This window comes from Stenotrophomonas sp. STK16_22 (assembly GCF_051984505.1).
GTDB classification, from domain to species: domain Bacteria; phylum Pseudomonadota; class Gammaproteobacteria; order Xanthomonadales; family Xanthomonadaceae; genus Stenotrophomonas; species Stenotrophomonas maltophilia_A.
The window spans coordinates 3,404,485-3,428,643 of sequence record NZ_CP196972.1 but is presented as its reverse complement, the minus strand read 5'-3'; the positions used below and the strand labels follow the sequence as shown (position 1 = coordinate 3,428,643).

The following is a 24,159-nucleotide window of genomic DNA, read 5'->3' as shown; positions in this document are numbered from 1 at the left end:
TTCTGTTCTGGATGGGGGGTTCCGGATCGGGTCATGCGAGCCGCCGGGCGCTGGCCGGAAAAGGGCAGCGAGCCAGGCGGTTACAATGGCGGCTGTTGATTCACTTTGAGGTACTTGCTGATGTCTTCTGCCCCCGCCTGCCCGCAGTGCACCCTGGAAAACACCTACGCCGATGGTGCGCTGTGGATCTGCGCCGACTGCGGTTTCGAATGGACCGCCGAGGAAAGCGCCGGTTCCACCCTGGTCGTGCGTGACAGCAACGGCAACACCCTGCAGGCCGGCGACACCGTCACCGTGATCAAGGACCTGAAGGTCAAGGGCTCCTCGATCCCGCTCAAGCAGGGCACCGTGATCCGCAACATCCGCCTGGTCGAGGATGACGCCGAGCACATCGAAGGCAACTCGGACAAGATCAAGGGCCTGGTCCTGAAGACCTGCTTCCTCAAGAAGGCCTGATCGCCTTCAGCGCTTGGCCTGCTGCTGCGCGCGCCAGCGGGCCAGGCTGTCCAGCTTGGCCTGGTAGCGCGCCTGCTCCGGCGCGCCCCCCAGTTCCTGTGCACGCAGCAGTTCGCGATCGGCGCGCTTGAGCTGGCCAGCCAGGAAATAGACGCGTGCCAGCCCGAAGTGGAACTGATGCGCGGTGTCATACAGGCGAACGGCCTGCCGGTAATAGCGGATCGCCTGGTCCAGCTGGCCGGCACGTTCGGCCTTGGCGCCGAACATGTACTGCGCGAACGGGTCTTCGCGCTGCACCGACTTCAACCGGCGCTCAAGTGACTGCGCCTGCGCGGTCAAGCCCAGGCTGCGGAACAGCGCGGAGGCATTGGTCAGTGCGGCATCCTGGCGGCCTTCCAGCTGCAGCGATCGGTCCAGCGCCTGCCGCGCCGCCTCGTTGTTGCCTTCGCGGTGGTCGAGCACGCCGAGGTTGTTCCACACCGGAGCGAACCCGCTGTCCTGAGCCAGGGACGCGTCGAAGAATGCACGCGCGCCGACGAAATCACCGTCGGCGAGGCGCTCCGCACCCCGGTTGTTGTAGAAGTGCGCCAACGCCCGCGCACGGCTGACGGGAACCGGGCCGCGGCGGTCATAGAGCACATTGCGATCCAGATCGACGGTACCGAAACGCCCACCGACGTCGACACCGGCGTTGACGTGGCCGACGCTGTAGACCACGCCCGCGTCCTGGTCCTGGTACCAGGACACCACCTGCCCGACTTCCTGCACGCGGGCCTGGATGCCAGCCTCCCGCGCAAGCGTCACGAACAGCAGGGTGAAGGCCAGGCAGTTGGCGCGGCGGTGCTGCCAGATATCGCTGACGGTGTAGGTCGCATTGGCGTCGTACTGCAGGTCCAGCCCGTGCTGGTCGAAGATCATCTCCACGAGCGCCTGCAGCCGCTGGTCGCGGGAGTAGCTGCGCTGGATCACCTGCTTCTGGAGCATCGCGCGCAGGTCCGCGGGAATGGCGAACACTTCTTCCGGGGTCGGCACACGTGCGGCCGACACGGTGATGGTCGGGGTCGTCACCACATCGGCGGGCGGTGCCTGGCCTGCGCCGAAGGCAGGAGCACAGAAGGCCAGCAGCGAAAGAGTGAGGCAATGGGCGGCAGAACGGTACATGACGGTTCCCGGCAGCGGCGGGCGCTCCCGCCTGTGGCGAGTGTATGCCCATGGATGTCCGGCTGCAGCGACCGTTGGTCGGCGTCGCGTTCATCCACAACCGGTGTGGACCAGCGCTCGACAAAGCTGTGGACAACTGGCTCCGGGCCCCGCCCGGCAAGCGTTGTGAGTGCGTGGTGAAAAAACCGCCAGCTTGCCCGGCGCCGGCGCAGGCGGGATGATCCGGTCATGGACTTCTCACCGCTGACGCTTGCCCCGGCGCAGTGGCAGGCGCTGCAGGACAGCTATGCAACGCCGCCACGGGCCTACCACCACTTCGGCCATGTGCGCGCGGTGCTGCAGCACTGCCAGGAGGTCGCCGACGGCCCCGGCTGGAAGCAGCCGGCCGAGATCTATCTGGCCGTGCTCTATCACGATGCGATCTACCAGGCGGGGCGCAAGGACAACGAGGCGCGTTCGGCGCAGCTGGCTTTGCAGGCGATCACACAGGCGCCAGAGCTTGCCACTGTCGACGCCGCTCGCGTGCAGCAATTGATCCTGCTGACCGCCCGCCACGGCGCGCTTGGTCCGGAGGATGTGGATGCCGAGGCGGCGCTGTTCCTGGACTGCGACATGGCGATCCTGGCCGCGCCGGAACCGGTGTTCGCTGCCTATGACCGTGGCGTGGCCGAAGAATACAAAGGGGGGGTGCCGGGCTTCCTGTACCGTGCCGGCCGTCGCCGCTTCCTGCAGGGCCTGCTGCGCGCTCCGCGGATCTTCCTCAGCGAGTTCTTCCACCAGCGCCTGGACGCGGCCGCCCGTGACAACCTGCGACGTCAGCTGGGCGTTTGAGCCGGCCCGGTACACTGGTGACCTGTTTCCAATGATTGCCGTTTCCGACCGTGTCCGTCCCTGATCCCGATCCCCGCCCGCTGCCACCGGAAGAACCCGGCCCCAACGAATGCTGCGGCAGTGGTTGCCCGCTGTGTGTGCTGGACCTGTATTCCGATGAGCTGCAGCGCTACCGCAAGGCGCTGGCCGAGTGGAAGACGCGGCATCCAGAGGCCGCACCATGAGCCGTGCACGCCCGGCGGCGGTGCTGGCGCTGGTGGCACTGGTGCTGTTCGTGGCCACCGCGCTGTGGACCCAGGTTGCGCGCAGTGATCTGGACTGGGTGCGGGCGACCTTGAGCCTGTACCTGCACGGGCCGTGGGGGCTGGCATTGCGCGCTGCCTACTGCCTGCTGGCGCTGGCCATTGCGGCGCTTGGCATTGCGCTGTATCGCGGCAGCATCGGCCCGCGGCGCAGTGCGGCCGCACCATTGCTGTTCACGGTTTCCGCGCTGGGCCTGGCGACGGTCGCCATCGGCGACAGCTGGCTGCCTGAAGCAACACCGCTGCTGGCACCGTTCATCCATGGGCTGGCAGCCAACACGGCGTTCCTGTGTGCCAGTGTCGGCATGCTGCTGCAGGCCTGGTATCTGCGTCGTGAACCGGGTTGGCGGTCCGCTGCGGGCCTGCTCTGGGGCTGGGCATGGCTGGCCTTTGTGCTGCTGTGGCTGCATGTGCTGTGGCGTGGTGGACCACCGCGTGGGCTGGGACAGAAAGTGGTGATCGCGGTGATCGTTGGCTGGCTGCTGTATCTGGCGATGGCGCTGTACCGTCGCAGCCGTCGGGCCGCAGCCCACTGAATCCCCAACGGCCTGCGCCGGTACGTGCCGTGCACGCGGCGGCGGCGTATCGTGTGCGCATTCCATCGGGGATGCGATATGAAGCGTGCAGGGCTGGGCAGGGCAATGGGTGTGGTACTGGCGCTGGCCGCGCTGCCGGCAACGGCGGCCGTGACCCCGCAGCAGTTCAGCCATGGGCGGTTCGAGCAGATTCCGGTGCACATGCCATCCGGCACGCCGCAACGGGTGGTGATCTGGTTCCACGAACCCACGGCCGGTGGTGACACCAGCCGCCTGCCGATCGAGGCCCTGCGTGCCGATGGCGCGCTGGTCGCGGCAGTGGACATTGCGCACCTGCGCGGTGTGCTCAAGCGCGAGGGGGACCCGACCTGTTCGTTCGGTTCCGGTGACGTCGAGAATTTCTCACGTTGGCTGCAGGCCTCGCTGCATCTGCCCGGCTACCACCTGCCGCTGGTCGGCGGTGATGGCGAAGGTGCCGAGATGGCCTATTCGCTGGCAGCGCAGGCCGATACCCAGGTGTTTGCCGGTGTACTGACCACCGGCTTCTGCCCGGACCACAACCACCAGCGCATGGTCTGCGGCGATGGTGTGAAGCACGACAGGCTGCAGCCGGCCGAACTGAATTTTCCGTGGTTGAGCGCGGCCGGTGACCGCGGCTGCAAGGTCGGCCAGGCCAGCGCGTTCGTGCAGCAGGTCGCGATGGCACGCGAGTTCAAGCGCACCGCGCGCGGTGATGCGTCACCGGGCCTGGTGGCTGCGGCACGGGTGATCGGCGCGCAGGCCGGCGTCAGCCTGGCACCGCCGCCTGCTGCACTGAAGGGCCTGCCCGTGGTGGAAATGCCGGCGACCGGCAGCGGCGATACGCTGGCGGTGTTCGTCTCCGGTGACGGTGGCTGGGCTGGCCTGGACAAGAACGTGGCGTCGTCACTCAACGAGCATGGCGTGGCGGTCGTCGGCATCGATTCGCTGCGCTACTTCTGGAGCGAGCGCACACCGAAGGGCTTTGCGGGCGACCTGCAGAAGATCATCGACCACTACCGCCAGCAATGGCACCGCGACAAGGTGATGTTGATCGGTTTCTCGCAGGGCGCCGACGTGCTGCCGGCCACCATCAACCAGCTCGACGCTGGCACCCGTGAGGCGCTGGAGCGCATCGTGCTGCTGTCGGTGGGCAGGAAGGCCGACTTCGAATTCCATGTCAGCAACTGGCTGGGCGGTGGCGGCGACGGCCTGCCGATCGCACCGGAAGTGGCCAGGCTGCCGGCGGAAAAAACGCTGTGCGTGTACGGCGACAAGGATGAGGACGCGCTGTGCCCGGACCTGCCGGCCAATGACGGCGTGAGGAAGGTGAAGCTGCCGGGCGATCACCATTTCGGTGGCGATTACGACCGCCTCGCCGAAGTGATCCTGAAGGGCGGGGTGTAGCGTTTGGTAGACGCCGATCTTGGTCGGCGCTGGGGCTGAAGGTGCCGTGGAATGAGCGTGTCGACCAAGGTCGACACCTACCAGGCGCATGTAGCGTCGAGCCACGCTCGACGGCTGTTGGTAGACGCCGACCTTGGTCGGCGCCGGGGCTGAAGGTGCCGTGGAATGAGCGTGTCGACCAAGGTCGACACCTACCCGGCGCATGTAGCGTCGAGCCACGCTCGACGGCTGTTGGTAGACGCCGACCTTGGTCGGCGCCGGGGCTGAAGGTGCCGTGGAATGAGCGTGTCGACCAAGGTCGACACCTACCAGGCGCATGTAGCGTCGAGCCACGCTCGACGGCTGTTGGTAGACGCCGACCTTGGTCGGCGCCAGGGCTGAAGGTGCCGTGGAATGAGCGTGTCGACCAAGGTCGACACCTACCGGGCGCATGTAGCGTCGAGCCACGCTCGACGGCTGTTGGTAGACGCCGACCTTGGTCGGCGCCGGGGCTGAAGGCGCCGCGGGAAGAGCGTGTCGACCAAGGTCGACACCTACCAGGCGCATGTAGCGTCGAGCCACGCCCGACGGCTGTTGGTAGACGCCGACCTTGGTCGGCGCTGGGGCTGAAGGCGCCGCGGGAAGAGCGTGTCGACCAAGGTCGACACCTACCAGGCGCATGTAGCGTCGAGCCACGCTCGACGGCTGTTGGTAGACGCCGACCTTGGTCGGCGCCGGGGCTGAAGGCGCCGCGGGATGAGCGTGTCGACCAAGGTCGACACCTACCAGGCGCATGTAGCGTCGAGCCACGCTCGACGGCTGTTGGTAGACGCCGACCTTGGTCGGCGCCGGGGCTGAAGGTGCCGTGGAATGAGCGTGTCGACCAAGGTCGACACCTACCGGGTGGCAGGTAGCGCCGGGTCATGCCTGGCGGATCGCGGCTTCAATTCCGCCGCGGATCCAGCGAGATCAGGCGCGTGGCATCCAGCAGCGCGGCCGGCAGATGCATGCCGCCGGGCGCGGCGAGATAGCGCGGCCGCCACTGCGGATCGAACTTCGATTTGAAGCGGCGCAGGCCACTGAACCCGTAGAAGCGTTCGCCGTGCCGCGCCAGCAGACCGGCCAGTCGGTTCCAGCGACCGGCCAGCCGATGCTGTGCCAGCCCGGACAACGGTGCCATGCCCAGCGAGAAACGCGCATAGCCCTGCGCGCGGCCCCACAGGAACAGTTCGATGAAGAGGAAGTCCATCGTGCCCTTCGGTGCTTCGTTGACGTGGCGCATCAGGTCGACCGACAGCTCGGCGCCGGCCGGTGCCTGCCACAGGTTGGCGAACGCCACGATCTGGCCCTCGGCTTCGACCAGCGCCACCGGGAAGCGCACCAGGTAGTCCGGGTCGTAGCTGCCCAGCGAGAAGCCCTTCTCATCGCCGGCCTTGTCTTCCAGCCATGCATTGGAAATTGCGTGCAGGCGCGGCAGCAGGCTGGGAATTTCCTCCACCGGTGCCACGCGGAAGGTCAGGCCACCGCGCTTGCCCCGGTTCCAGGCCTGGCGCAGATCGGCGCGTTCGCGGCCTTCCAGGCCGAAGTCATGCAGCGGCACCATCGCTTCCTCGCCCAGCTTGACCAGGCCCAGGCCCAGGTCGAGGTAGGTCTGCCAGTAGGTCTCGCCCACCTGGTAGAACACCGGGCGCAGGCCCAGCCGGTCGGCTTCCTCGCGGAAGCGCCAGATCAACGCGCGCGCCACGTCAGGCGGGCCGACTGGATCGCCCATCGCGATCAGCGAACCGCCGTAGCGCTGCATCATCACGAAGCCCTGTTTCGCGTCATCGCGCAGCACCGCCTTGTCGGCGGTCAGTACCAGGCAGGCCTGGGTATCGGTGGCACCGACCAGTACCGGCGCCAGTGATTGCAGCGTGGCCTCATCGGCGGCTGGCAGCGGGATGCGCGTGCTGTGCAGCAGCCGCGCCAGGCCGAACATCACCAGCGCGATGGCGACCACCAGCAACGCACGCAGTGCGCGCGGTGCATTGCCCGACACCGCGAACTGCCACCACAGCTCGTTCTGGTATTCGACATGACTGTAGGTGAAGAACAGCAGCCAGGTGACCGCAACCAGCACCAGGCCGAGATTGCGCAGCCACGGCCACGACCAGGCTTCGTCCAGCAGGGCACCCTGGCGGTAGAACTCGCGGCGTGCGGCCCACAGTGCCATCGCCACCAGCACTGCCGAGACCGCGATCAACAGCTGGCCACCACGCAGCCACAGCGGCAGCGGGGTGATCACGCACACTGCCATCGCCAGCATCCACGCCGCATGGCTGCGCCGGGCCAGGCCCTGGCCGATCAGCAGCAGCGCGACCCCGCTGAGGCTGCCGATCAGGTGCGAGGTTTCCAGGATCGGCAGCGAGGCATTGACCAGGTGACGGCGAGGCGTCGGCAGCGTGCCGTCGATGACCAGCGCGGCGCCGATGCTGAACACCGCCAGCGCGATGATCTGCGGAAGCCACGGGCGCAGCGCGTTCCAGCCGGCACGCGTTGCTCCGGCGCTGGCCTGCAGCGGCTGCCGCAGGGCAGGCGCAAGGGCGAGCAGGGTGGCCAGCACCAGCGGCAGCACGTAGTAGGTGACGCGATAGATCAGCGCCGCCGCCAGCACCGCAGCCGGTGCCACCTGTGGCAACAGCTTCAACAGGCTCCATTCGAATACGCCCAGGCCCGCGGGAACCGTCGAGACCAAGCCGGCCAGCACTGCCACCAGGTACAGGCCGACGAAGCCCGGCAGGCCGGTCGGCGTGGAGTCCGGCAGCAGCACGTAGAACGCGGCACTGGCCAGCACCAGTTCGATCACGCTGAGCACGGTGACACCGATCATGGTGCGGCGGTCGGGCAGCCACAACGCATGACCGAATACGCTGAACTGCCGTCCATCGCGGCCGACCAGCAGCACCGTGGCGAGGTAGGCGAGCAACGCGACGATGCCGACGATACGTACCGCATTGGGATCCAGCGGCAGCGCCAAGGCTGCGGCAGCCGGTTCCATGCACAGCGCCACACTGATCAGCAGCCATGCACCGAACACGAATCCGAGCGTGCTCATCAGCACCACCTGCCCGATCTGCGCCAGGTCCAGGCCGGCGCTGCGGTAGCCACGCAGGCGCACCGCGCCGCCGGTCAACGCGGCAAAACCCACGGTCTGGCCCAGCGTGTGCGCAAGGAAGGCGGTGATGCCGACGCGCGCGGGGTGCACGCGGATGCCGCTGCGACGCAGGCCGATGGCATCGAAACCGATCAGGCAGGCGTAACTGGCCAGGCCGAGTACCACGGTGAGCGCGATCTGCGTGCCGCTGAGCTGCAGGAACGCCTGGCGGATGGCGCGATAGCCGTGCTCGTCGAACTCGTTGGCCAGGCCGTGCAGGGCCAGGGCGAGGATCAGCAGGGGGATGACGATGGTGGCAACCCGCTTCCAGGTTGGCGTGGAAGAGGCAGTGGTGGAATCGACGGGGGCGGTCATCGGCGCAAGGGTGCGGCAGGAGGGGCGAGGGCGGTGTCAACGCGGGCGTGGCGCATCGTGCGCCTGTCATCGTCATTTGACCAGTGGGACCGTCGGAGTCCGGTAGTGACGTGTCGCGGAGGATGCCCGTGCACCCACCGTCGACCGGTTTGGAGGACAATGCAGGCCTGATCAACCGCAGGAGCCACGCCCATGATGGAGCGTTACGACGTCGGACCGCGCATGTCCGAAATGACCGTATACAACAAGGTCGCCTATCTCTCCGGCCAGATTCCGGAAGACACCAGCCAGGACATCACCGGCCAGACCCGGCAGGTGCTGGCAGAAATCGACAAGCTGCTGGCGTTGGTCGCCAGTGACCGCCAGCACGTGCTGCGCGCCGAGGTGTTCCTGGCCGACATGGCCGACTTCGACGGCATGAACAAGGCGTGGGATGAGTGGGTGGTCGAGGGTGCGAGCCCGGCGCGTGCCACGGTCGAGGCCAAGCTGGCCCACGCTGACTGGAAGGTCGAGATCGTAGTGACGGCGGCGGTACCGTAACGGCAGGCAAGGTCAGGTCCCACCAGCGGAGGGTAGAGTCGACTATCGCGCGCAGCGCGGGGTTTTGCGCCGCCGGAACGAAGAGCAGTCGACAAACAGTCGACTCTACCCCGCCGCTCCACTGCCGGTTGGTCTGGTGGCTACGTTGGCACCAGCTCGATGCAGTCCACCGGGCACGGTGGAATGCACAGCTCGCAACCGGTGCACAGATCGGCAATGACCGTGTGCATGTACTTGGCGCCACCGACGATGGCATCCACCGGGCAGGCCTGGATGCACTTGGTGCAGCCGATGCAGTCGGCTTCCACGATCAATGCCACCTGCGGCGCCTTGTGCTCGCCGCGCGAACGATCAAACGGAATGGCGGGTACGTCCAGTACCTGCGCCAGTGCGCGCGCGCCAGCGTCGCCGCCCGGCGGGCAGCGGTCCACGCCTGCCTCGCCGCGCGCCATGGCCTGCGCGTACGGGCGGCAGCCGTCGTAGCCGCATTGCCCGCATTGGGTCTGCGGCAGCAGGCGGTCGAGGCGTTCGGTCAGGGGAGGAATCAGGCTCATGCGTGGCGAAGGCTGCGCGTTGGGGTTACTTCAAGGGTTTGCCACGGAACCAGCGCTCGTGGGCCAGCGCCAGCATCGGCTTGTCCTCGGAACTGTCACCGTAGGCATGGATGCGCACGTAACGCGACAGATCGAACTGGCGACGGATGTGCTCGACCTTGCGCGGGCCACAGTCGCCACCGGCGTAACGGCCGGTCAGGCGTCCGTCCTGGCTCTCCAGCCGGTTGCAGATCAACTGCAGGCCCAGCTGCTCGCACCACGGCCGCAGGTACAGGTCCAGCGAGCCGGACACGATCACCACGGTGTGCTGCTGTTCCTTGTGCCAGCGGATCTGCTCCAGCATTTCCGGGCGCACCACGTCGGGCAGGAACTCACGCGAGAAGCCGGCGGCCAGCGTGGCGATGTCATCGCTGTGGCGGTCGCTGAAGGTCAAACGGGTGACGCGCGCGCGGATGCGCTCGGCCGAGATCAGTTTCAGCTTGTATGCGGCCAGCCACGGGCCGACCTTCCACCACGCCTGTGCCAGCTGTTCGGCCGTGGCCACGCGGCGCAGGAAACGGCCATAGGTATCGCAGGTGGTTACGGTGTGGTCGAAGTCGAACAGCGCCAGTTCCATTCCGTTGCCTCCCATCGCGTTGCCCCGAGGCCGGTGCTGCCGGCGGGCGTGGCCGCAACCACGCCCGCTGCGGGCATCAGCGGACCGGCATGCCCGGCTGCGCGCCGCTGTCGGCGTCCAGCAGCGCCAGCGCGCCGCCGTCGAAACCGGCCGACAGGATCATGCCTTCGCTCAGGCCGAAGCGCATCTTGCGCGGGGCCAGGTTGGCGATGAACACCACACTGCGGCCGACCAGCTTCTCCGGCTCGCCGTAGCTGGCGCGGATGCCGGAGAAGATCTGGCGCTTGCCCAGCTCGCCGGCGTCCAGTTCAAAGCGCAGCAGCTTGTCAGAACCTTCCACGAACTCGCAGACCAGCACCTTGCCGATGCGCAGGTCGAGCTTGGCGAAATCGTCGATGCCGATGTAGGCCGGAGCATCGGCACCCTTGGCTTCGTCCTTGGCCGGTGCCGGTGCCGGTGCCGGTGCCGGTGCGGCCGGCTTGGCGGCGTCGGTCTTGGCGGCGGGGGCGGCAGTGGCGGCCGGCTGCAGGGTGTCCTTGGAGGCGTCGATCATGGCGTCAATCTTCTTCGGGTCGATACGGGTGAACAGCGGGGTGTAGTCGGTGATGCGGTGGCCCAGCAGCGGCTGTGCCAGTTCGGTCCAGTCGTTCACCGGCGCGGCCAGGAAGGCTTCGGCCTGCGCGGCGGTGGCCGGCAGCACCGGCTTCAGGGCGGTGACCAGCACGCGGAACAGGTTCAGGCCCTGGCTGCACACGGCCTGCAGCTGCGCGTCGGCGCCTTCCTGCTTGGCGATGACCCACGGCTTGACGTCGTCGATGTAGCGGTTGGCTTCGTCGGCCAGGGCCATGGTCAGGCGGATCGCCGCGGCCGGGTCGTTGCGCTCGTAGGCTTCACGGATCGGCGCCAGGCCGTCGACGAAGCGCTGGTACTGCGCCGCATCGGGCAGCTGCGCGGCCAGCTGGCCGTCGAAACGCTTGCTGATGAAGCCGGCGCAGCGGCTGGCCAGGTTGACGAACTTGCCGACCAGGTCGGCGTTGACGCGGGCGATGAAGTCACCCAGGTTCAGGTCGAGATCGTCGACGCCACCGCCGGACTTGGCGGCGTAGTAGTAGCGCAGCGCTTCCGGTTCCAGGCCGGCATCGAGGAAGGTACGCGCCATCACGAAGGTGCCACGCGACTTGCTCATCTTGGCGCCGTCCACGGTCAGGTAGCCGTTGACGTGCAGGCGGGTCGGCGCGCGGTGACCAGTGCCGTGCAGCACCGCCGGCCAGAACAGGCCGTGGAAGTTGACGATGTCCTTGCCGATGAAGTGGTGCAGCTCGGTGCTGGTACCGGCGCGCAGGTGCGCTTCGAAGTCCTCGCCGATCCTGCCGCACAGGGTCTGGAAGCTGGACAGGTAGCCGATCGGCGCGTCCAGCCAGACATAGAAGTACTTGCCCGGCTGGCCGGGAATCTGGAAGCCGAAGTACGGCGCATCGCGCGAGATGTCCCACGCGCGCAGGCCACCTTCGGCATTGAGCCACTCACCCAGCTTGGCCTTCACGCCCGGCAGGGCGACGTCGCCGGCCAGCCATTCGCGCAGGAACGCGTCGAAGTGGCCCACCTCGAAGAAGAAGTGCTCCGAATCGCGCATTTCCGGCGTGGCACCGGAGATGACCGAACGCGGCTCCTTCAGGTCGGTCGGCGCATAGGTGGCGCCGCAGACTTCGCAGTTGTCGCCGTACTGGTCGGGGCTGCCGCAGTTCGGGCAGATGCCCTTGACGTAGCGGTCGGGCAGGAACATGCCCTTGGCCGGGTCGTAGAACTGCGCCACCGAGCGGCGGCTGATGTGGCCGGCCGCTTCCAGCTTCAGGTAGAACTGCTCGGTCAGCGCCTTGTTGGCCGCCGAATTGGTCGAGTCGTAGTGATCGAAGGCCACGCCGAAGGCGGCGAAGTCACGTTCGTGACTGGCCTGGATGTTGGCGATGAAGGTTTCCGGGGTGACCCCGGCCTTTTCCGCGGCCAGCATGATCGGCGTGCCGTGGGTGTCGTCGGCGCAGACGAACCAGGCCTTGCCGCCACTCATTCGCCGCGCACGCACCCAGATGTCGGCCTGGATGTAGCCGACCAGGTGGCCCAGATGCAGCGGGCCGTTGGCGTAGGGCAGGGCGGTAGTGACGAGCGCGGTACGGGTCATGGTCGCGGGGTGAAGCCGAGGGGAACCGCAGAGTATCGCATGCCCGCAACGACGTGACCCGGCCGAAGCCGGGTCACGGGGATGAAGCGGGGCCTGGGGGCTTATTCGCGCTGCCAGGTCTGCGCGCGGCAGATGAAGGCAATGCAGCCGGACACGTCCAGCTTGGTGCCGCCGGGCTGCAGTTCCATCTTCGACTTGTAGGTCTTGCCGTTGGCCGGGTCGAGGATGGTGCCGCCGGACCACTTGTTGGCGCCGTCGGCCTTCAGGTTCCAGAGAATGGTCATGCCCTTCACCGGCTTGTTCTTGTTGGCGCCTTCACAGCCGTCGCAGACCGGGTTCGGGCCCTTGTCCGAGTGCAGGATGTCTACCACCTTGCCGGTCAGCGTGCCGTTGGCGGCCTGGCTGATCTCGACGATCGACTTCACCTTGCCGGTTTTGTCGTCGATGGTCTTCCAGCGGCCGGCGGCGCCGTCGGCGGCCTGTGCCGACAGGGCGGCCAGGCACAGCGGCAGTGCCAGCAGCAGGGTCTTGAAGGTGTTGCGCATGGTCCCCTCCCAGGGTTCATTCCGGCACGGTGCCGGCATGGGTCGACTGTATACCCATTCGGCGGGGTATGGGGAAGGGGGGCTTTGCAGGGCTGCGCCCCGCCTCTGACAGATTTCTGCGGCTGTTGGTAGGTGTCGACCTTGGTCGACACGGTAGATCCACGCCATGCGTGGATGAATCTCGATTGAAGAACGCTCAACCGACTTCGTACAGCTCCAGCGGCAGGTCGTCGGGGTCGGCGAAGAAGGTGAAGCGGCGGCCGGTGTATTCGTCCACGCGGATCGGTTCGCACACCACGCCATGCGCAGCCAGACGCTGGATGAAGGGTTCCAGCCGGGCGACGCGGAACGCGAGGTGGCGCAGGCCCTGGGCTTCCGGGCGGCTGGGACGGGGTGGCGGGGAGGGGAAGGAGAACAGTTCCAGCTGGCCGCCGTCGGGCAGGGCCAGGTCCAGCTTCCAGGAATCGCGCGCGGCACGGTGGTTCTCGGCCAGCACGCGCAGGCCGAGGATGCGCACGTAGAAGTCCTTTGAGCGTGCGTAGTCGCTGCAGATCAGTGCGGCGTGGTGGATGCCCAGCAGGGCGTCGGCATCGCGGGTCATTGCAGGGTGTCCAGCCAGCGCTGGGCGATCTTCAGCGCCAGCGGATAGGGTTCGGGGTCGTTGCGGTTGGTCAGCACGATCACGGTCAGGTGCTTGTCCGCATGGCGCACGATCACGTTGCGGAAGCCGATGCTTTCGCCACTGTGCCATTGCACCGGCCCGTTCAGGCGCCAGCCGAAGCCGTAGTGCGGCACGTCGGCTTCAGGCGTCGACGTGGCCGGGCTGAACATCGCGCGGCGCGAGGCTTTCGACAGCAGGCGGTCGTCATACAGCGCCGCATCCCAGCGGGCCAGGTCGTCCAGCGAGGAATAGATGCCGCCATCGCCGAGCACGGCGCTGGTGGTGCTCTGGTCGGTGCGTTGCCAACGGCCATCGATCCAGCTGTAGCCATAGGCGCGTGCAGCGACCGTGTCCTCGCCGTCCTGGTGGGCCACGGTATGCGCCATCCCCAGCGGGCGGAAGATGCGCTGCTGCAGGAAAGTGGCGAAATCCTGTCCGGAGGCGCGGCCGACGATCATTGCCAGCAGTGCATAGCCGCTGTTGCTGTAGCGATACTGCGTGCCGGGTGCGAAATTCAGCCGGTCCTGGCGCGACAGCAGGGTCAGCACGTCGGCATCATGCACCTGCCGAGGGTCAGCCGGGTCCATCAGGTCTTCGTAGTCGAGCAGGCCACCGGTGTGCGAGAGCAGTTGGCGGATCGTGATGGCCGCTGCAGCCGGCGGCAACTCGGGCAGCCACTGCCGGGCCGGCTGGTCGAGCCCAAGCCGGCCATCCTCCACCAGCAGCAGTACCGCCGCAGCGGTGAACTGCTTGCTGACCGAGGCCAGCCGGAAGTTGCTGGCTGCGGTGATCGTGGTGCCGTCCTCCAGCACCGCCAGGCCGTAGCCGCGGCGGAATACCGGTTGCCCGTCGTGCAGTACCAGCACGGCGGCGCCGGGTACCTGGCCATCGTAGGCCTGCATCAGGCCGTCGATGCCCGCATCCGGTGGGGTCAGCACCGGTGCGGCGGAGGTGGCCAGCGGCAGCAGGCCCAGCACGACGGCGAACAGGGCGACGGCAGGGCGCATGGCGGCTCCGGAGGGGTCAGGGTGAAGGCGCGGGCGTGGCGCTGGCCGGCTGGGCCATCCAGCGCTCCATCTTGCGGTCCAGCACGTCCAGCGGCATTGAGCCATCCTTCAGCAGTTCGGCGTGGAAGCGGCGCAGGTCGAAGGCGGCACCCTGGCGTGCCTTGGCCTTGTCGCGCAGGGCGACAATGGTGGTCAGGCCGGCCACGTTGGACAGCGCCTGGCCGGGCTGGGCCATGATCCGCTCGACTTCGGCGTTGGCGTCATCGCTGCTCATGTCCACGGTCTTCTGCAGGTAGGCCACGGCCTGCTGCTTGCTCCAGCCCTGGGCGTTCACGCCGGTGTCGGCCACCACGCGGGCAGCGCGCAGCAGGCGCGAATACAGGTAGCCGATGCGGTCGTAGGGATCGGTGTAGATGCCCAGGTTCTCACCCAGTGTTTCGGCATACAGGCCCCAGCCTTCGACGAAGGCGAGATCGCCACCCAGGCGGCGGAAGCGCGGCAGCTTGGCCAGCTCCTGCTGCAGGCCCAGTTGCACGTGGTGGCCGGGGATCGCTTCATGCAGGTACTGCACCGGCACATTCCAGCGCTTGCGGCTGGGCAGGTCGCGGGTGTTCACGTACAGCACGCCCGGTTGCCCGGCCGCAGACGGCTGGTAGGCCGCTGCTGCGGCGGTCAGTGCACGCTCCGGTTCCACCGCGCGCACGTCCAGCGCGGACTTGGGCAGGGTATCGAGCACCTGCGGCAGGCGTGCGTTGACCTGCTGCTGCACCTGGCGATAGCGGTTGATCAACGCATTGGCGTCGCCGTACTGGAACTGGCGGTCGTTACGCATGCTGCGCAGCAGCTTGGCCGGCGTGCCGCGCAGCTTGGCGTCCTTCATCACCGTGGCGATCTGCGCCTGCAGTTCCTGCACGCGCTGCTCGCCCAGCGCGTGCAGCTGCGCGGCGGTCTGGTCGCTGGCCGTTGTCTGCACGATCAGGTTGGCGTACCAGGCCTGGCCATCGGGCAGTGCGCCCAGGCCGCTGCTGGTGCGCGAGGCGGGCAGGTATTCGGTGGCGATGAAACCGCGCAGGGCACGATAGGCCGGCATGATGCGCAGTTCGATCATGCGCTTGTATTCGGCGCTGATGCGGGCCTTGTCCTCGGCCGCGATGGTGTTGGGCATGGTGCGGATCGGCGACCAGAAGATGCTCTCTTCAGCAGTCGGCTTGATCACTGCATCCAGCTGCGGCAGTACCTTTTCCATCAGGTCGCGTGGCTGCACCACGCCGGCCTTCATGCCCTGGCGCATGTTGTCGATGGCCTGGTCAAACAGCTCGGGAATGCCCAGCGAACGGCGCGACCAGGTGTCGTAGTCCTGTACGGTGTTGAACGGCTGCGCGCCGGCACCGGCGCCGAGGATCGCCATGATGCTGCCGACGTTGTAGTACTGGCTGATCGGCATCATCCAGCTCGGGTAGCGCTCGGCGGCCAGCGAAGCGCGCGCGTCGCGCACGAAGATCTCGTAGCTGAGCAGGTCCTGGCCCTGCAGGCCGTCGCTGCCGAGTTTCTCGACCTTGCCCAGCCACTCGGTGGTGAAGTCGTGCGATTGCTGGCGCCACGCGGCGGACAGGATGTTGGGCAGCTGGTCGTTGTAGCGGGCCTCGCCCTGGAAGGTTGCCTGCAGCGGATTCAACCGCATCGAGGCATCCCAGTATTCGTCATACAGGCGCTCCAGCTGCACCTGCTTGGGTACGGCGCGGGCCGGTGCGACCGGACGCGGCGTGGCGCGGCGCGCCGAACTGCCACGGGCCGGCGCGGTAGCGCGGGCAGGCCGGGCCTTGGGCTTGGCGGCCTGGCGGGTCTGCGCGGCGGCAGGGCGGCTGGCCTTCTTTTTCGCTGCTTCGGCCGACGGCACGGCGCTGAACAGGAACAACGCGGCGATGGCGGCGGCCAGGGCGCGGGTGGGATGCGGCATCAGGAGCTTCCGTGGAACACAGACCGTGGAGCTTGCACGATCCGGCCGCGTACGGCCAGCGTGAAGGCGCAGTCAGCTTTTTGCTGCTGGGGCTTCAGTCAGCCGCAGCGGCGGCGCGCAACGATGCGGCTCGCTCGGCACCCAGATAGCGGGTGATTGCACGCCGCATCAGGTACAGCAACGGAATCAGGGCGATCGCAAAGCCCATCTTGTAGATGTAGTTGACGCTGCTGACCGCCAGGAACAGCGAGGTCGGCCAGTGTTGCGGGCCCAGCACGAAGGCGATCCAGATCACCACGAAGCTGTCCACCACCTGCGAGACCGCGGTGGACCCGGTCGCACGCAGCCACACGTGGCGCTCGCCGGTGGCCTGGCGGATGCGATGGAACACCGCCACGTCGATCAGCTGGCCGAGCAGGAAGGCCACCAGCGAACCGGCGATGGTCCACATGCCCTGGCCGAACACCGCTGCGAATGCCGCCTGGTAGTCCGGCACGCCGTGGCCATCCATCGACGTGACCCACCAACTGGCCGGCGCCAGCGAAATGGCCGCGAAGGCGAACAGGAAGCCGTAGCCGATCAGCACCACCGCCAGCCACGAGATGAAGCGCACGCCGCGCTTGCCGAAGAACTCGTTGATGGTGTCGGTCATGATGAACACCACCGGCCACAACAGGGTGCCGGCGGTGAAGCTGAGCGAGCCGGTCTGGCCGAACAGGTTCCAGTTCAGCGGAGCGATGCCCAGGGTGTCTTCCAGCGCGAAGATCTTCACCCCGATCAGCTCGGCCAGCACCGCATTGCCGCAGAAGAACGCGGCCAGCACGATGAACAGCAGGACCGCGCGGTCCTGCAGCGGGCGCTCGATCGGCGCCGGGGTCATTCGGTGCGTTCGCCGGTGCGTTCGCCGGCACGGGTGAACGGCACGCTGGACGGCGCCACGGCACCGCCGGAAATGATGAAGCTCATGGCCTGGTCGACGGTCCAGTCGGTCGGCGTCAGCAGTTCCACCGGCACGATTTCCAGGTAGCCCGAGGTCGGGTTCGGCGTGGTTGGCACATACACCGCGGCCAGCTCACGGTCGGTGCCGTGTTCCTTGATCACGCGGGTGACCAGGCCGACCGATTTCATGTCGCGGTGCGGGAAGTCGATCAGCACCACGCGCTGGGTGCTGCCCGGCTCGGTCTGCAGCATGTCCAGCAGCTTCTTGGCGCTGTCGTAGATGATGCTGGCCAGCGGAATGCGCTTGATGACCGCGCCCACCCAGCGCAGCAGGCGCTGGCCGAGCACGCGGCGGCTGGCCACGCCCACCGCCAGGATCACCAGCAGGGTGGCCAGCAGGGCGATGGTGTCCTGGATCCATTCGGCGCGGACCCAGCCGAGGTAGTGCGGAAAGCTTGTCGCGATCTGCTCGGACAGCGGTACCACCAAGGGGCTGGAAATGCCCGACAGCAGCACGAACACGAACTTGACCACGACCCAGGTCAGCCAGATCGGCAGCAGGGTGAGCAGGCCGGTCAGGAACAGGCGCTGCAGGGAGGGGCGGGGGACCAGGGCGGGGGCTTCGAGCGACATGCGCGCATTGTAGCGGTCACTGCCGGTCGATTACGCTGGGGAATCGACTGCGGCAACGGCACATGGAAGGGAAGCTGTGTTGAAGATTCTGCGCGGACTGGGCTGGACCCTGGCAGGCCTGCTGGTGCTGGCCATCGTGGTGTGGTGCGCCTCGCGCATGTGGCCGGTGCCCGAATCGCGGCTGCAGGCGCAGCAGCGACTGGAAGCACGCCTGCCGGCGACTGGCCACAACGGTTATGCCCTGTTGTGGACGCTGCCGTTCGACGATCTGGATGCCCGCCAGCGCGAGCAGGCATTGGCCGAGGACGTGCGCCGTTGGGAGGCCGACCTGCGGGGCAGCAGCGGCGGCCAGACACACCTGGTGGCCAACCATGCCGAGCTGCGTTCGCGTCCCGGTGCCAGTTGCGGGCCGGCCGCCAGCGGCTGCCTCGCCCAGGTCCGCGCGGACCCGCAACGCTTCGTGGAGGCCCACGCCGGCCACCAGCAGTTGCATGCGCGGCTGGATCAGCTGGCCGAAGCGGACTACTTCATGTCGCCGTTCCCGCCGAAGGGCGAGGGCATTCTGGTTCCATTGCCGACCTATGGCGTGGTGATGGACGCCACCAGTGCACGCGCGCTGGCGTACGTGCAGGGCGATATCGACGGTGCCCTGCGAGGTGCCTGCCGTGGCTTGCAACTGGGCCGGCGGCTGTTGCCCGGCAGCAGCTATCTGGTCGAGAGCATCATCGGTGCCAGCCTGGTGCAGGCCAATGCCCAGCTGCTGGCCGACATGCTGGTCGAACTGCCGGCCGACCACCCCTTGCCGGCGGAGTGCGAACAGGCCATGCAGCCGCTGCGGGCCGAGGAACAGAGCCTGTGCCGTGCCATGCAGGGTGAGTACGCGATGAGCCGGGCGGCGATCGAGACATCGGCGCGGGAGTTCGGCGGCGTGCTGGTGCTGGATCGCAGCAGCACCCTGGCCCGCGTGGCCGGCAATCTTGGCTGGGCCTGTGGCGCGGCAGCCACATCGGCGCTGGAAGCGGATCGCCCGTTGCCAGTGCCGGCGCCACCGCAGCATGACTTCGGCTGCCTGTCGAACGTCATGGGCTGCGTGCTGACCGATATCGCCGCGCCGATCTATCCTGCCTATTCGTCACGGCCACAGGATGCCGCGGCGATGGTGCGGCTGCTGGGGGCGCAGCGTTGGCTGCGGCAGCAGACGGATGATCCGGTGGACGCACTGCAGCGGCTGCCGGTGCAGTTCCGCTCGCCGGTGCGGGCGCCGCAGCTGTCGGCCGACGGCCGCCACCTGCAGGTGCCGCGTCGCTCTCCAGCGCGCAGCGCTGAAGAGAACCCGTGGCTGTCGGTGCCGTTGCAGAAGGAATCGGCTTCGACTGCTGCGGGACGCGACTGATGCGCGCTCAGCGTGCGTGTGGCTTCAACCGCAGGTAGACCTGCTTGCGCACCTGGGCGACCACCTCGCCGCTTTCATCGACGACATCATTGCTGAACCATCTCAGCACTTTGTCACCAGCGGCGGCTTCGGCGCGCAGTTCGTCCAGCAGTGCGTCATCGATGCGGAACGACGTACGTACGGTGCCTCTGCCGGGCTTGAGGAAATCGATGGCGCCGGCACGGTCCCACACGTAGTAGTCGCGGCCAAGGATATGCAGCAGGCCGAGCATCCAGAACGGATCGGTCATCGCGAACAGGCTGCCGCCGAAATGCGTGCCGACGTAGTTGCGGTTCCAGGGCCGCATGCGCAGTTCGACGTCGATCTGCCGGTAGTCCGGCGAGACCCGGGTGACGTGGATGCCGGTGAACAGGAACGGCGGCCAGAGATTGATACCGAAGCGGAACAGGCGGGCGTTCATGCGGGTCCGGGGGCGCAGGGCGAGGCGCCCAGTCTAACCATCCGCATGCGTATGTTGCACCCCGGGCGGCGAGGGTCACGCCTCGCCGTCGATGACATACCCATCGCGGCCGTTGGCCTTGGCCTGGTACAACGCGGTGTCGGCGCCTTCGACGAAATGGTGTGGTTGCAGCGTGCCGTCGGGTACGCGGGTGAACACGCCGATGGTGAGGGTGACGCCTGCTTCGCTGCCGTCACCGGGCGCCGGCAGTGCACGCACGCAGGCGATCAGGTCCTCGATGACCTGACGCGCGCCCTCGGCCGGGGTATCGGGCAGCACGAGTGCGAACTCGTCGCCACCGTAGCGCGCGGCCATGTCGCGAGGGCGTCGCGCATGCGCACCGATCAGGCGTGCAACATCGCGCAGCACGCGGTCGCCGACCTGATGGCCGTGGCGGTCGTTGTGGCGCTTGAAATGGTCAACGTCGATCAGTGCGAGGCTCAAGGACTTGCCGCTGCGTCGCGCGGCATCGCATTCCTGTTGCAGCGACTGCTCGAAACGCAGGCGATTGCCGAGACCGGTCAGCGCATCGCGGTTGGCCAGGCGGTGCCAGGCCGAGACGCGCCAGGTCGCCCAGGCCAGCAGCACCAGCAGGATGCCCAGCATGGCGCTGGCCGGTGCCCACCACAGGTCACCGGCGCGCAACAGCAGCCAGCTCAGCAGCGGTGGAAGCGGCAGCGAGCACAGCGCCGCGAGCCATGGCAGGCGCAGGCCGAGCAGGATCACGCACAGTGCCACCAGGACGCCACTGATGGCGTGCTGCCGGAGGCGGGGCAGCAGGTCGATCTGCTTGTGCTGCAGCAGCATCGAGGCGATGTTGGCCTGGTACTCACTGCCGCTCATCCAGAACTCGCGGGTGGTCGGGGTCAGCAGCCGCGGTGCGATGCCGCTGGCGGTCATGCCCACCACGATGCGGCGGCCGTGCAGCATCGCCATGTCCACGTGACCATCCAGCACATCGGCATAGGACACCTGCGGCAGGCGTTCGGGCGGTCCGGCATAACGCACCCGCACGTAGTCGTTGCGCCGCCATTGATAGGGCGAACCGATCTCCGGGTCGGGGTCGGGCAGGCCGTGCACCGCGCCCGCCGGCAGGTCGGCCAGCGCCAGGCCCAGTGCTGGCCAGTGGGCGTGGCCGATGCCGGCACGCAGGTACACGCCGCGCGCGACACCATCGCCATCCACTTCCACATCGGTGTGGCCGATCGCTGCGGCACTGGCCGCGATCTGCGGAATCGGCAGCATTTCCTCGGCCATGCGGTCGCCGGCGGCCGGTGCCGCGAGTACCGGCAGCACCACCCGGCCGTTGCGGCGTATCGCGGCGGCCAGTTCATCGTCCTGGCGGCTGTCGCGACGATCAGGTTCTGACAGCATCAGGTCCAGTGCGACGCGCTCGGCACCGGCATCGGTCAGCCGGTCGAGCAGGCGGGCATGGATCGAGCGGGGCCAGGGCCATTGGCCGATGCGCTGCAGGCTGCCCTCGTCGATGGCCACGATCAGCACGCTGGGGTCGGGGCGGTAGTCCCAGTTGCCGACCATGGCGTCGTAGGCCGCTTCGTCCTGTCGCCACAGCCACTGGCCCTGGCTGGCGATCACCGTCAGCACCCCGGCCAGCAGTGCCAGCAGGATCCGCTTCGGCCACGGCAGCGGCGAGCGCCTCATAACAACAGCAACAGCAGCAGGGCGCCACCACCGGCGCCGTAGCACAGGCGGCAGGGCAGCTTGATCTGCTGGGCCGGTGAGTACTCACCCGCATGACCATCGTCGTCGATGTACTGCACACGCACATGCAGGGTGCCGCTCCACGGCCGCTTGAAGCTGACCTGCGGCTCGCTCACGGTCTGGTCGACCAGGGGCGCCCTGAAGTCGCCACGACGGTCCACCTGCACCCGGTACTGCTGGCCTTCGCTGCCGGCCTGCCAGCGCAGGGTCAGTTCGCCATGCGCGGCCTCAGGCGGCTGCAGGGCAGGGTCCACCGGTTCATTGCTCAGTTGCAGGGGCAGGGCCTGGCCGTAGCGGCCCTGGTGGCCGTTGCCATCGCGCGACGCCACCCGCCAGAAGTACTCGCCGGGCGGCAGCGGCTGCGCCAGGCGCAGGTCGGTGCCTGGGGTGCTCTGTTCCTGCAGTGGCTGCACGAAGCTCGGCTCGGCGGCGATCTGCAGCACGCTGCTGCGCGCGCCCGGCGCCTGGCTCCAACGGAAGCGCGGGCGGTCGCTGTTGACGGTCTGCCCATGCAGGGGGGCCACGGTGAGCGGCGGTGGGGGCTGGTCGCTGAGTTCGAAATCGGCGCTGGCGTCGAGGCCTTCCACGCCCTGTGCATCCACCGCGCGCAACAGGATGCGCAGCTGGCCGGGGGGCAGGTCACTGATCGCCAGCCGGGTGTCGGCGGTGGTGGCGGCAAACAGCAGGATTTCCGGCGTCGCTGCCTGTACAACTTCCACGCGGTAGCGCGCGGCGCCGTCGACGGGGTCCCAGGCAAGCAGGGTCGGCAGGGGCGCCAGGCGCACCTCGTCGCTACGCAGCTGCGGCGCTGGAAGAAGGGCGGAGACAGCGTCCGGTGCGGCATCGGCGCTGCTGCTGCGGCTGGCCTGTCCAGGCTGGACCAGGCGCTTGCCGTGGGTGTTGCCGACCTGCACCTTGCCCTGTAGTACTTCGGTGGCAGCCACCTGGCCGGTGTCACCGGCGCTGACCCGGAAGACGGTGCCGCGCACGCTGCTGGTCGCCGTAGGTGCATCGATGATGTAGCGCGAGGCCGGGCCACGGGCAGGTGTCACCCGATTGCTGGCGCGGCCCTGCTGCAGGCGCAGGCGGGTATCGACCATGCCGGTGTGGCCGTAGCGGCTGAGCTGGTCCAGGCGCAGCCGGGAGTACTCGCGCAGCTGCAGGCGCGAGGCGTCAGCGAATTCAAGCGTGACGCTGGAGTCGCCTTCGGTCTGCACGGTGTCACCGATGCGAAGTTGTTCCCCGGCGAGTATCGCGCGCGAGGCACTGCCATCGGCGCCTGACAGTTCGACCTTGCCGCGCACCGACAGCACGCGGGCAGGTGCCGGTTCGATGCGCAGCCAGCTGATCGGGAAGCGCAGCAGCTGCCCCGGCGGCAGCTGGTAGGGGTTGTCGATGCGGTTGTGCTGTTGCAGCTGCTGCCAGCGCACCGAGGGCTTGAGGTACAGGCCTCCCAGATCCCACAGGGTATCGCCGGGACGGACCCGGTAGTTCCAGTCCTGGGCGGCGGCCACGGCCGGCAGGAAGAGAAGAGCGCAGAGCAGCGCGCCCTGGAAGCGCATGGCGAACGACAGCGAGCGGACGAAGGTCACAGTTTGCAATCCCGGCAATGCGGGGGCGCAGCTGCAAGACCCCATGGCCCCGACCTCATCCCCCCGAACGGATCGTGGCGACCGTACGGCCGCCATCCCGCGCATTATTGCCCGCGTTCAGTGCAGGGATTCTGAACGAAGTGGGTTCCCGTTCAGAACAGCAGGGAGGCCATCCGGCGGCGGTACTGGCCGACCAGGTCCTCGTCGGAGATCACATTGAAGGCGTCGATCAGGGCCTTGCGCGGCAGTCCGTCCTCGAACGTGCGGTCGATCCGCAGCATTTCCAGGAACTGGGCCAGCGCGGCTTCGTCGTGGCCACCGAGCAGCAGCTGTACGCCACGCAGGTGGCGTGCCTTGAGGTCCTTGCCATCGGCGGCGATGCGCGCGTCCAGCACTTCGGCGGCCGGGGCGTCCTTCAGGGCCGAGGCGAAGGCCAGCCGGGCGCGTGCACGCACGGCACGGTCGTCGGTGGCCAGGTTGGCGGGCAGGCCATCGATCAGCAGACCGGCTTCATCCACGCCACCGATCTGCAGCAGGGCCAGCGCCAGGTCGAGCTTCAGCTCGTCCTTGTCCGGCTCGGCGGCGATCTGCGCGCGCAGCACGTCCACCTGCGCCTGCGGGTCCAGCGGCGCTTCGTCTTCGGCGACGGCGTCGCCGATGTCGGCCGGCACGATGCCGTGCTGGGCCAGGAATTCACGCAGCTGGCCTTCCGGGATGGCCCCCGGGAAGCCGTCCACCAGCTGGCCGCCCTTGACCAGGAACACGGTCGGCACCGAGCGGATCTGGAAGGCGGCGGCGATCTGCTGTTCCTTGTCGACGTCGACCTTGGCCAGTTCGAAGGCGCCGTTGTACTCGGCAGCCAGCTTTTCCAGCATCGGCCCGAGGGTCTTGCACGGCCCGCACCAGGTGGCCCAGAAGTCGACCAGCACCGGCGTCTGCAGCGACTTCTGCAGGACTTCGGCCTCGAAGGTCGCAGTGGTGGCGTCGAATACGTAGGTCGTCTCGGTCATGGGGGAAAGCATCGTTTGGCGTCTGGAGACTGATTCTATGGTGACGATCGATGCCGGTCTCAACCCGGGTTGTAGTAAATGCCTGACAATGCCGCCTTCCTGTCGCCGTCCTTTCCG

General features: G+C 67.8%; 22 protein-coding genes. 7 read left to right on the top strand and 15 right to left on the bottom strand.

Annotation, left to right across the window (positions count from 1 at the left end; translation table 11 throughout):
- The first annotated feature begins 120 nt into the window (after positions 1-120).
- Entirely contained in the window at positions 121-456 is a 336-nt protein-coding gene (locus ACSYAO_RS16060) for a zinc ribbon domain-containing protein YjdM (protein ID WP_010482882.1), read from the top strand.
- A gap of 6 nt (positions 457-462) precedes the next feature.
- Here the strand turns inward: ACSYAO_RS16060 and ACSYAO_RS16055 are convergent, their stop codons facing one another.
- Positions 463-1,617 (bottom strand): tetratricopeptide repeat protein, encoded by a 1,155-nt coding sequence (locus tag ACSYAO_RS16055; RefSeq protein ID WP_032129363.1) that lies wholly within the window; start codon positions 1,615-1,617, stop codon positions 463-465.
- A gap of 228 nt (positions 1,618-1,845) precedes the next feature.
- Between ACSYAO_RS16055 and ACSYAO_RS16050 the strand changes: the two genes are divergently transcribed.
- The 4 genes from ACSYAO_RS16050 to ACSYAO_RS16035 all read left to right on the top strand — a co-directional run bounded on the left by ACSYAO_RS16050 (position 1,846) and on the right by ACSYAO_RS16035 (position 4,711).
- Positions 1,846-2,448 carry an HD domain-containing protein gene (locus tag ACSYAO_RS16050; protein ID WP_049463332.1) on the top strand — a complete coding sequence of 201 codons (603 nt, stop codon included), beginning with the start codon at positions 1,846-1,848 and terminating at the stop codon, positions 2,446-2,448.
- A gap of 50 nt (positions 2,449-2,498) precedes the next feature.
- Positions 2,499-2,672, top strand: coding sequence for an oxidoreductase-like domain-containing protein (locus ACSYAO_RS16045; RefSeq protein WP_049398321.1), 174 nt, complete (start codon positions 2,499-2,501; stop codon positions 2,670-2,672).
- On the top strand, positions 2,669-3,286 hold the full coding sequence (locus ACSYAO_RS16040) for a DUF998 domain-containing protein (RefSeq protein ID WP_049463333.1): 618 nt from the start codon (positions 2,669-2,671) through the stop codon (positions 3,284-3,286). Before ACSYAO_RS16045 ends, ACSYAO_RS16040 begins: the two co-directional genes overlap by 4 nt.
- A 78-nt stretch (positions 3,287-3,364) precedes the next feature.
- Positions 3,365-4,711: a virulence factor family protein gene (locus ACSYAO_RS16035; protein ID WP_053092114.1), complete on the top strand. Its 1,347-nt coding sequence runs from the start codon at positions 3,365-3,367 to the stop codon at positions 4,709-4,711.
- A 922-nt stretch (positions 4,712-5,633) separates the two neighbouring features.
- Here the strand turns inward: ACSYAO_RS16035 and mprF are convergent.
- Positions 5,634-8,198: a bifunctional lysylphosphatidylglycerol flippase/synthetase MprF gene (mprF, locus tag ACSYAO_RS16030; RefSeq protein WP_149909437.1), complete on the bottom strand. Its 2,565-nt coding sequence runs from the start codon at positions 8,196-8,198 to the stop codon at positions 5,634-5,636.
- Between the two features lie 192 nt (positions 8,199-8,390).
- Between mprF and ACSYAO_RS16025 the strand changes: the two genes are divergently transcribed.
- Complete coding sequence (locus tag ACSYAO_RS16025; protein WP_049463205.1) at positions 8,391-8,738, top strand: RidA family protein; 348 nt, start codon at positions 8,391-8,393, stop codon at positions 8,736-8,738.
- A gap of 140 nt (positions 8,739-8,878) precedes the next feature.
- Here ACSYAO_RS16025 and rnfB read toward each other — a convergent pair whose 3' ends face one another.
- The 9 genes from rnfB to ACSYAO_RS15980 form a co-directional block, all read right to left on the bottom strand.
- Positions 8,879-9,292 (bottom strand): Rnf electron transport complex subunit RnfB, encoded by a 414-nt coding sequence (gene rnfB / locus ACSYAO_RS16020; RefSeq protein ID WP_080291848.1) that lies wholly within the window; start codon positions 9,290-9,292, stop codon positions 8,879-8,881.
- Positions 9,293-9,317: 25 nt separating this feature from the next.
- Entirely contained in the window at positions 9,318-9,908 is a 591-nt protein-coding gene (locus tag ACSYAO_RS16015; protein ID WP_049463206.1) for an HAD family hydrolase, read from the bottom strand.
- Positions 9,909-9,984: 76 nt separating this feature from the next.
- Positions 9,985-12,084, bottom strand: a complete 2,100-nt coding sequence (metG, locus tag ACSYAO_RS16010) for a methionine--tRNA ligase (protein ID WP_149909438.1) — start codon at positions 12,082-12,084, stop codon at positions 9,985-9,987.
- Between the two features lie 101 nt (positions 12,085-12,185).
- Positions 12,186-12,629: a DUF2147 domain-containing protein gene (locus tag ACSYAO_RS16005; RefSeq protein ID WP_032130402.1), complete on the bottom strand. Its 444-nt coding sequence runs from the start codon at positions 12,627-12,629 to the stop codon at positions 12,186-12,188.
- A 196-nt stretch (positions 12,630-12,825) separates the two neighbouring features.
- A complete protein-coding gene (gene gloA2 / locus ACSYAO_RS16000) occupies positions 12,826-13,230 on the bottom strand; it encodes an SMU1112c/YaeR family gloxylase I-like metalloprotein (protein WP_049463208.1) in 405 nt (134 codons plus the stop codon).
- On the bottom strand, positions 13,227-14,297 hold the full coding sequence (locus ACSYAO_RS15995; RefSeq protein ID WP_049463209.1) for a serine hydrolase domain-containing protein: 1,071 nt from the start codon (positions 14,295-14,297) through the stop codon (positions 13,227-13,229). The genes gloA2 and ACSYAO_RS15995 overlap by 4 nt, the downstream gene beginning before the upstream one ends.
- 16 nt (positions 14,298-14,313) lie before the next feature.
- Positions 14,314-16,254, bottom strand: a complete 1,941-nt coding sequence (locus ACSYAO_RS15990) for a DUF885 domain-containing protein (protein ID WP_032128975.1) — start codon at positions 16,252-16,254, stop codon at positions 14,314-14,316.
- 94 nt (positions 16,255-16,348) lie between these two features.
- Positions 16,349-17,134, bottom strand: coding sequence for a queuosine precursor transporter (locus ACSYAO_RS15985; RefSeq protein ID WP_049398695.1), 786 nt, complete (start codon positions 17,132-17,134; stop codon positions 16,349-16,351).
- Positions 17,131-17,826 carry a DUF502 domain-containing protein gene (locus ACSYAO_RS15980; protein ID WP_005414135.1) on the bottom strand — a complete coding sequence of 232 codons (696 nt, stop codon included), beginning with the start codon at positions 17,824-17,826 and terminating at the stop codon, positions 17,131-17,133. Before ACSYAO_RS15980 ends, ACSYAO_RS15985 begins: the two co-directional genes overlap by 4 nt.
- Before the next feature lie 76 nt (positions 17,827-17,902).
- Between ACSYAO_RS15980 and ACSYAO_RS15975 the strand changes: the two genes are divergently transcribed.
- Positions 17,903-19,219: a hypothetical protein gene (locus ACSYAO_RS15975; RefSeq protein WP_149909439.1), complete on the top strand. Its 1,317-nt coding sequence runs from the start codon at positions 17,903-17,905 to the stop codon at positions 19,217-19,219.
- Between the two features lie 7 nt (positions 19,220-19,226).
- On the opposite strand, the gene ACSYAO_RS15970 is transcribed toward ACSYAO_RS15975, so the two are convergent.
- From ACSYAO_RS15970 to trxA, 4 genes are all read right to left on the bottom strand, one after another.
- The gene (locus ACSYAO_RS15970) at positions 19,227-19,679 is read right to left on the bottom strand and encodes a DUF4442 domain-containing protein (protein ID WP_032128978.1); all 453 of its coding nucleotides are present in this window, start codon (positions 19,677-19,679) and stop codon (positions 19,227-19,229) included.
- Positions 19,680-19,754: 75 nt separating this feature from the next.
- Positions 19,755-21,380 carry a CHASE2 domain-containing protein gene (locus ACSYAO_RS15965; RefSeq protein ID WP_440565899.1) on the bottom strand — a complete coding sequence of 542 codons (1,626 nt, stop codon included), beginning with the start codon at positions 21,378-21,380 and terminating at the stop codon, positions 19,755-19,757.
- A complete protein-coding gene (locus ACSYAO_RS15960; protein ID WP_149909441.1) occupies positions 21,377-23,077 on the bottom strand; it encodes a FecR family protein in 1,701 nt (566 codons plus the stop codon). The genes ACSYAO_RS15965 and ACSYAO_RS15960 overlap by 4 nt, the downstream gene beginning before the upstream one ends.
- A 107-nt stretch (positions 23,078-23,184) precedes the next feature.
- Positions 23,185-24,042: a thioredoxin gene (gene trxA / locus ACSYAO_RS15955; protein ID WP_049463215.1), complete on the bottom strand. Its 858-nt coding sequence runs from the start codon at positions 24,040-24,042 to the stop codon at positions 23,185-23,187.
- Between the last annotated feature and the right edge of the window lie 117 nt (positions 24,043-24,159).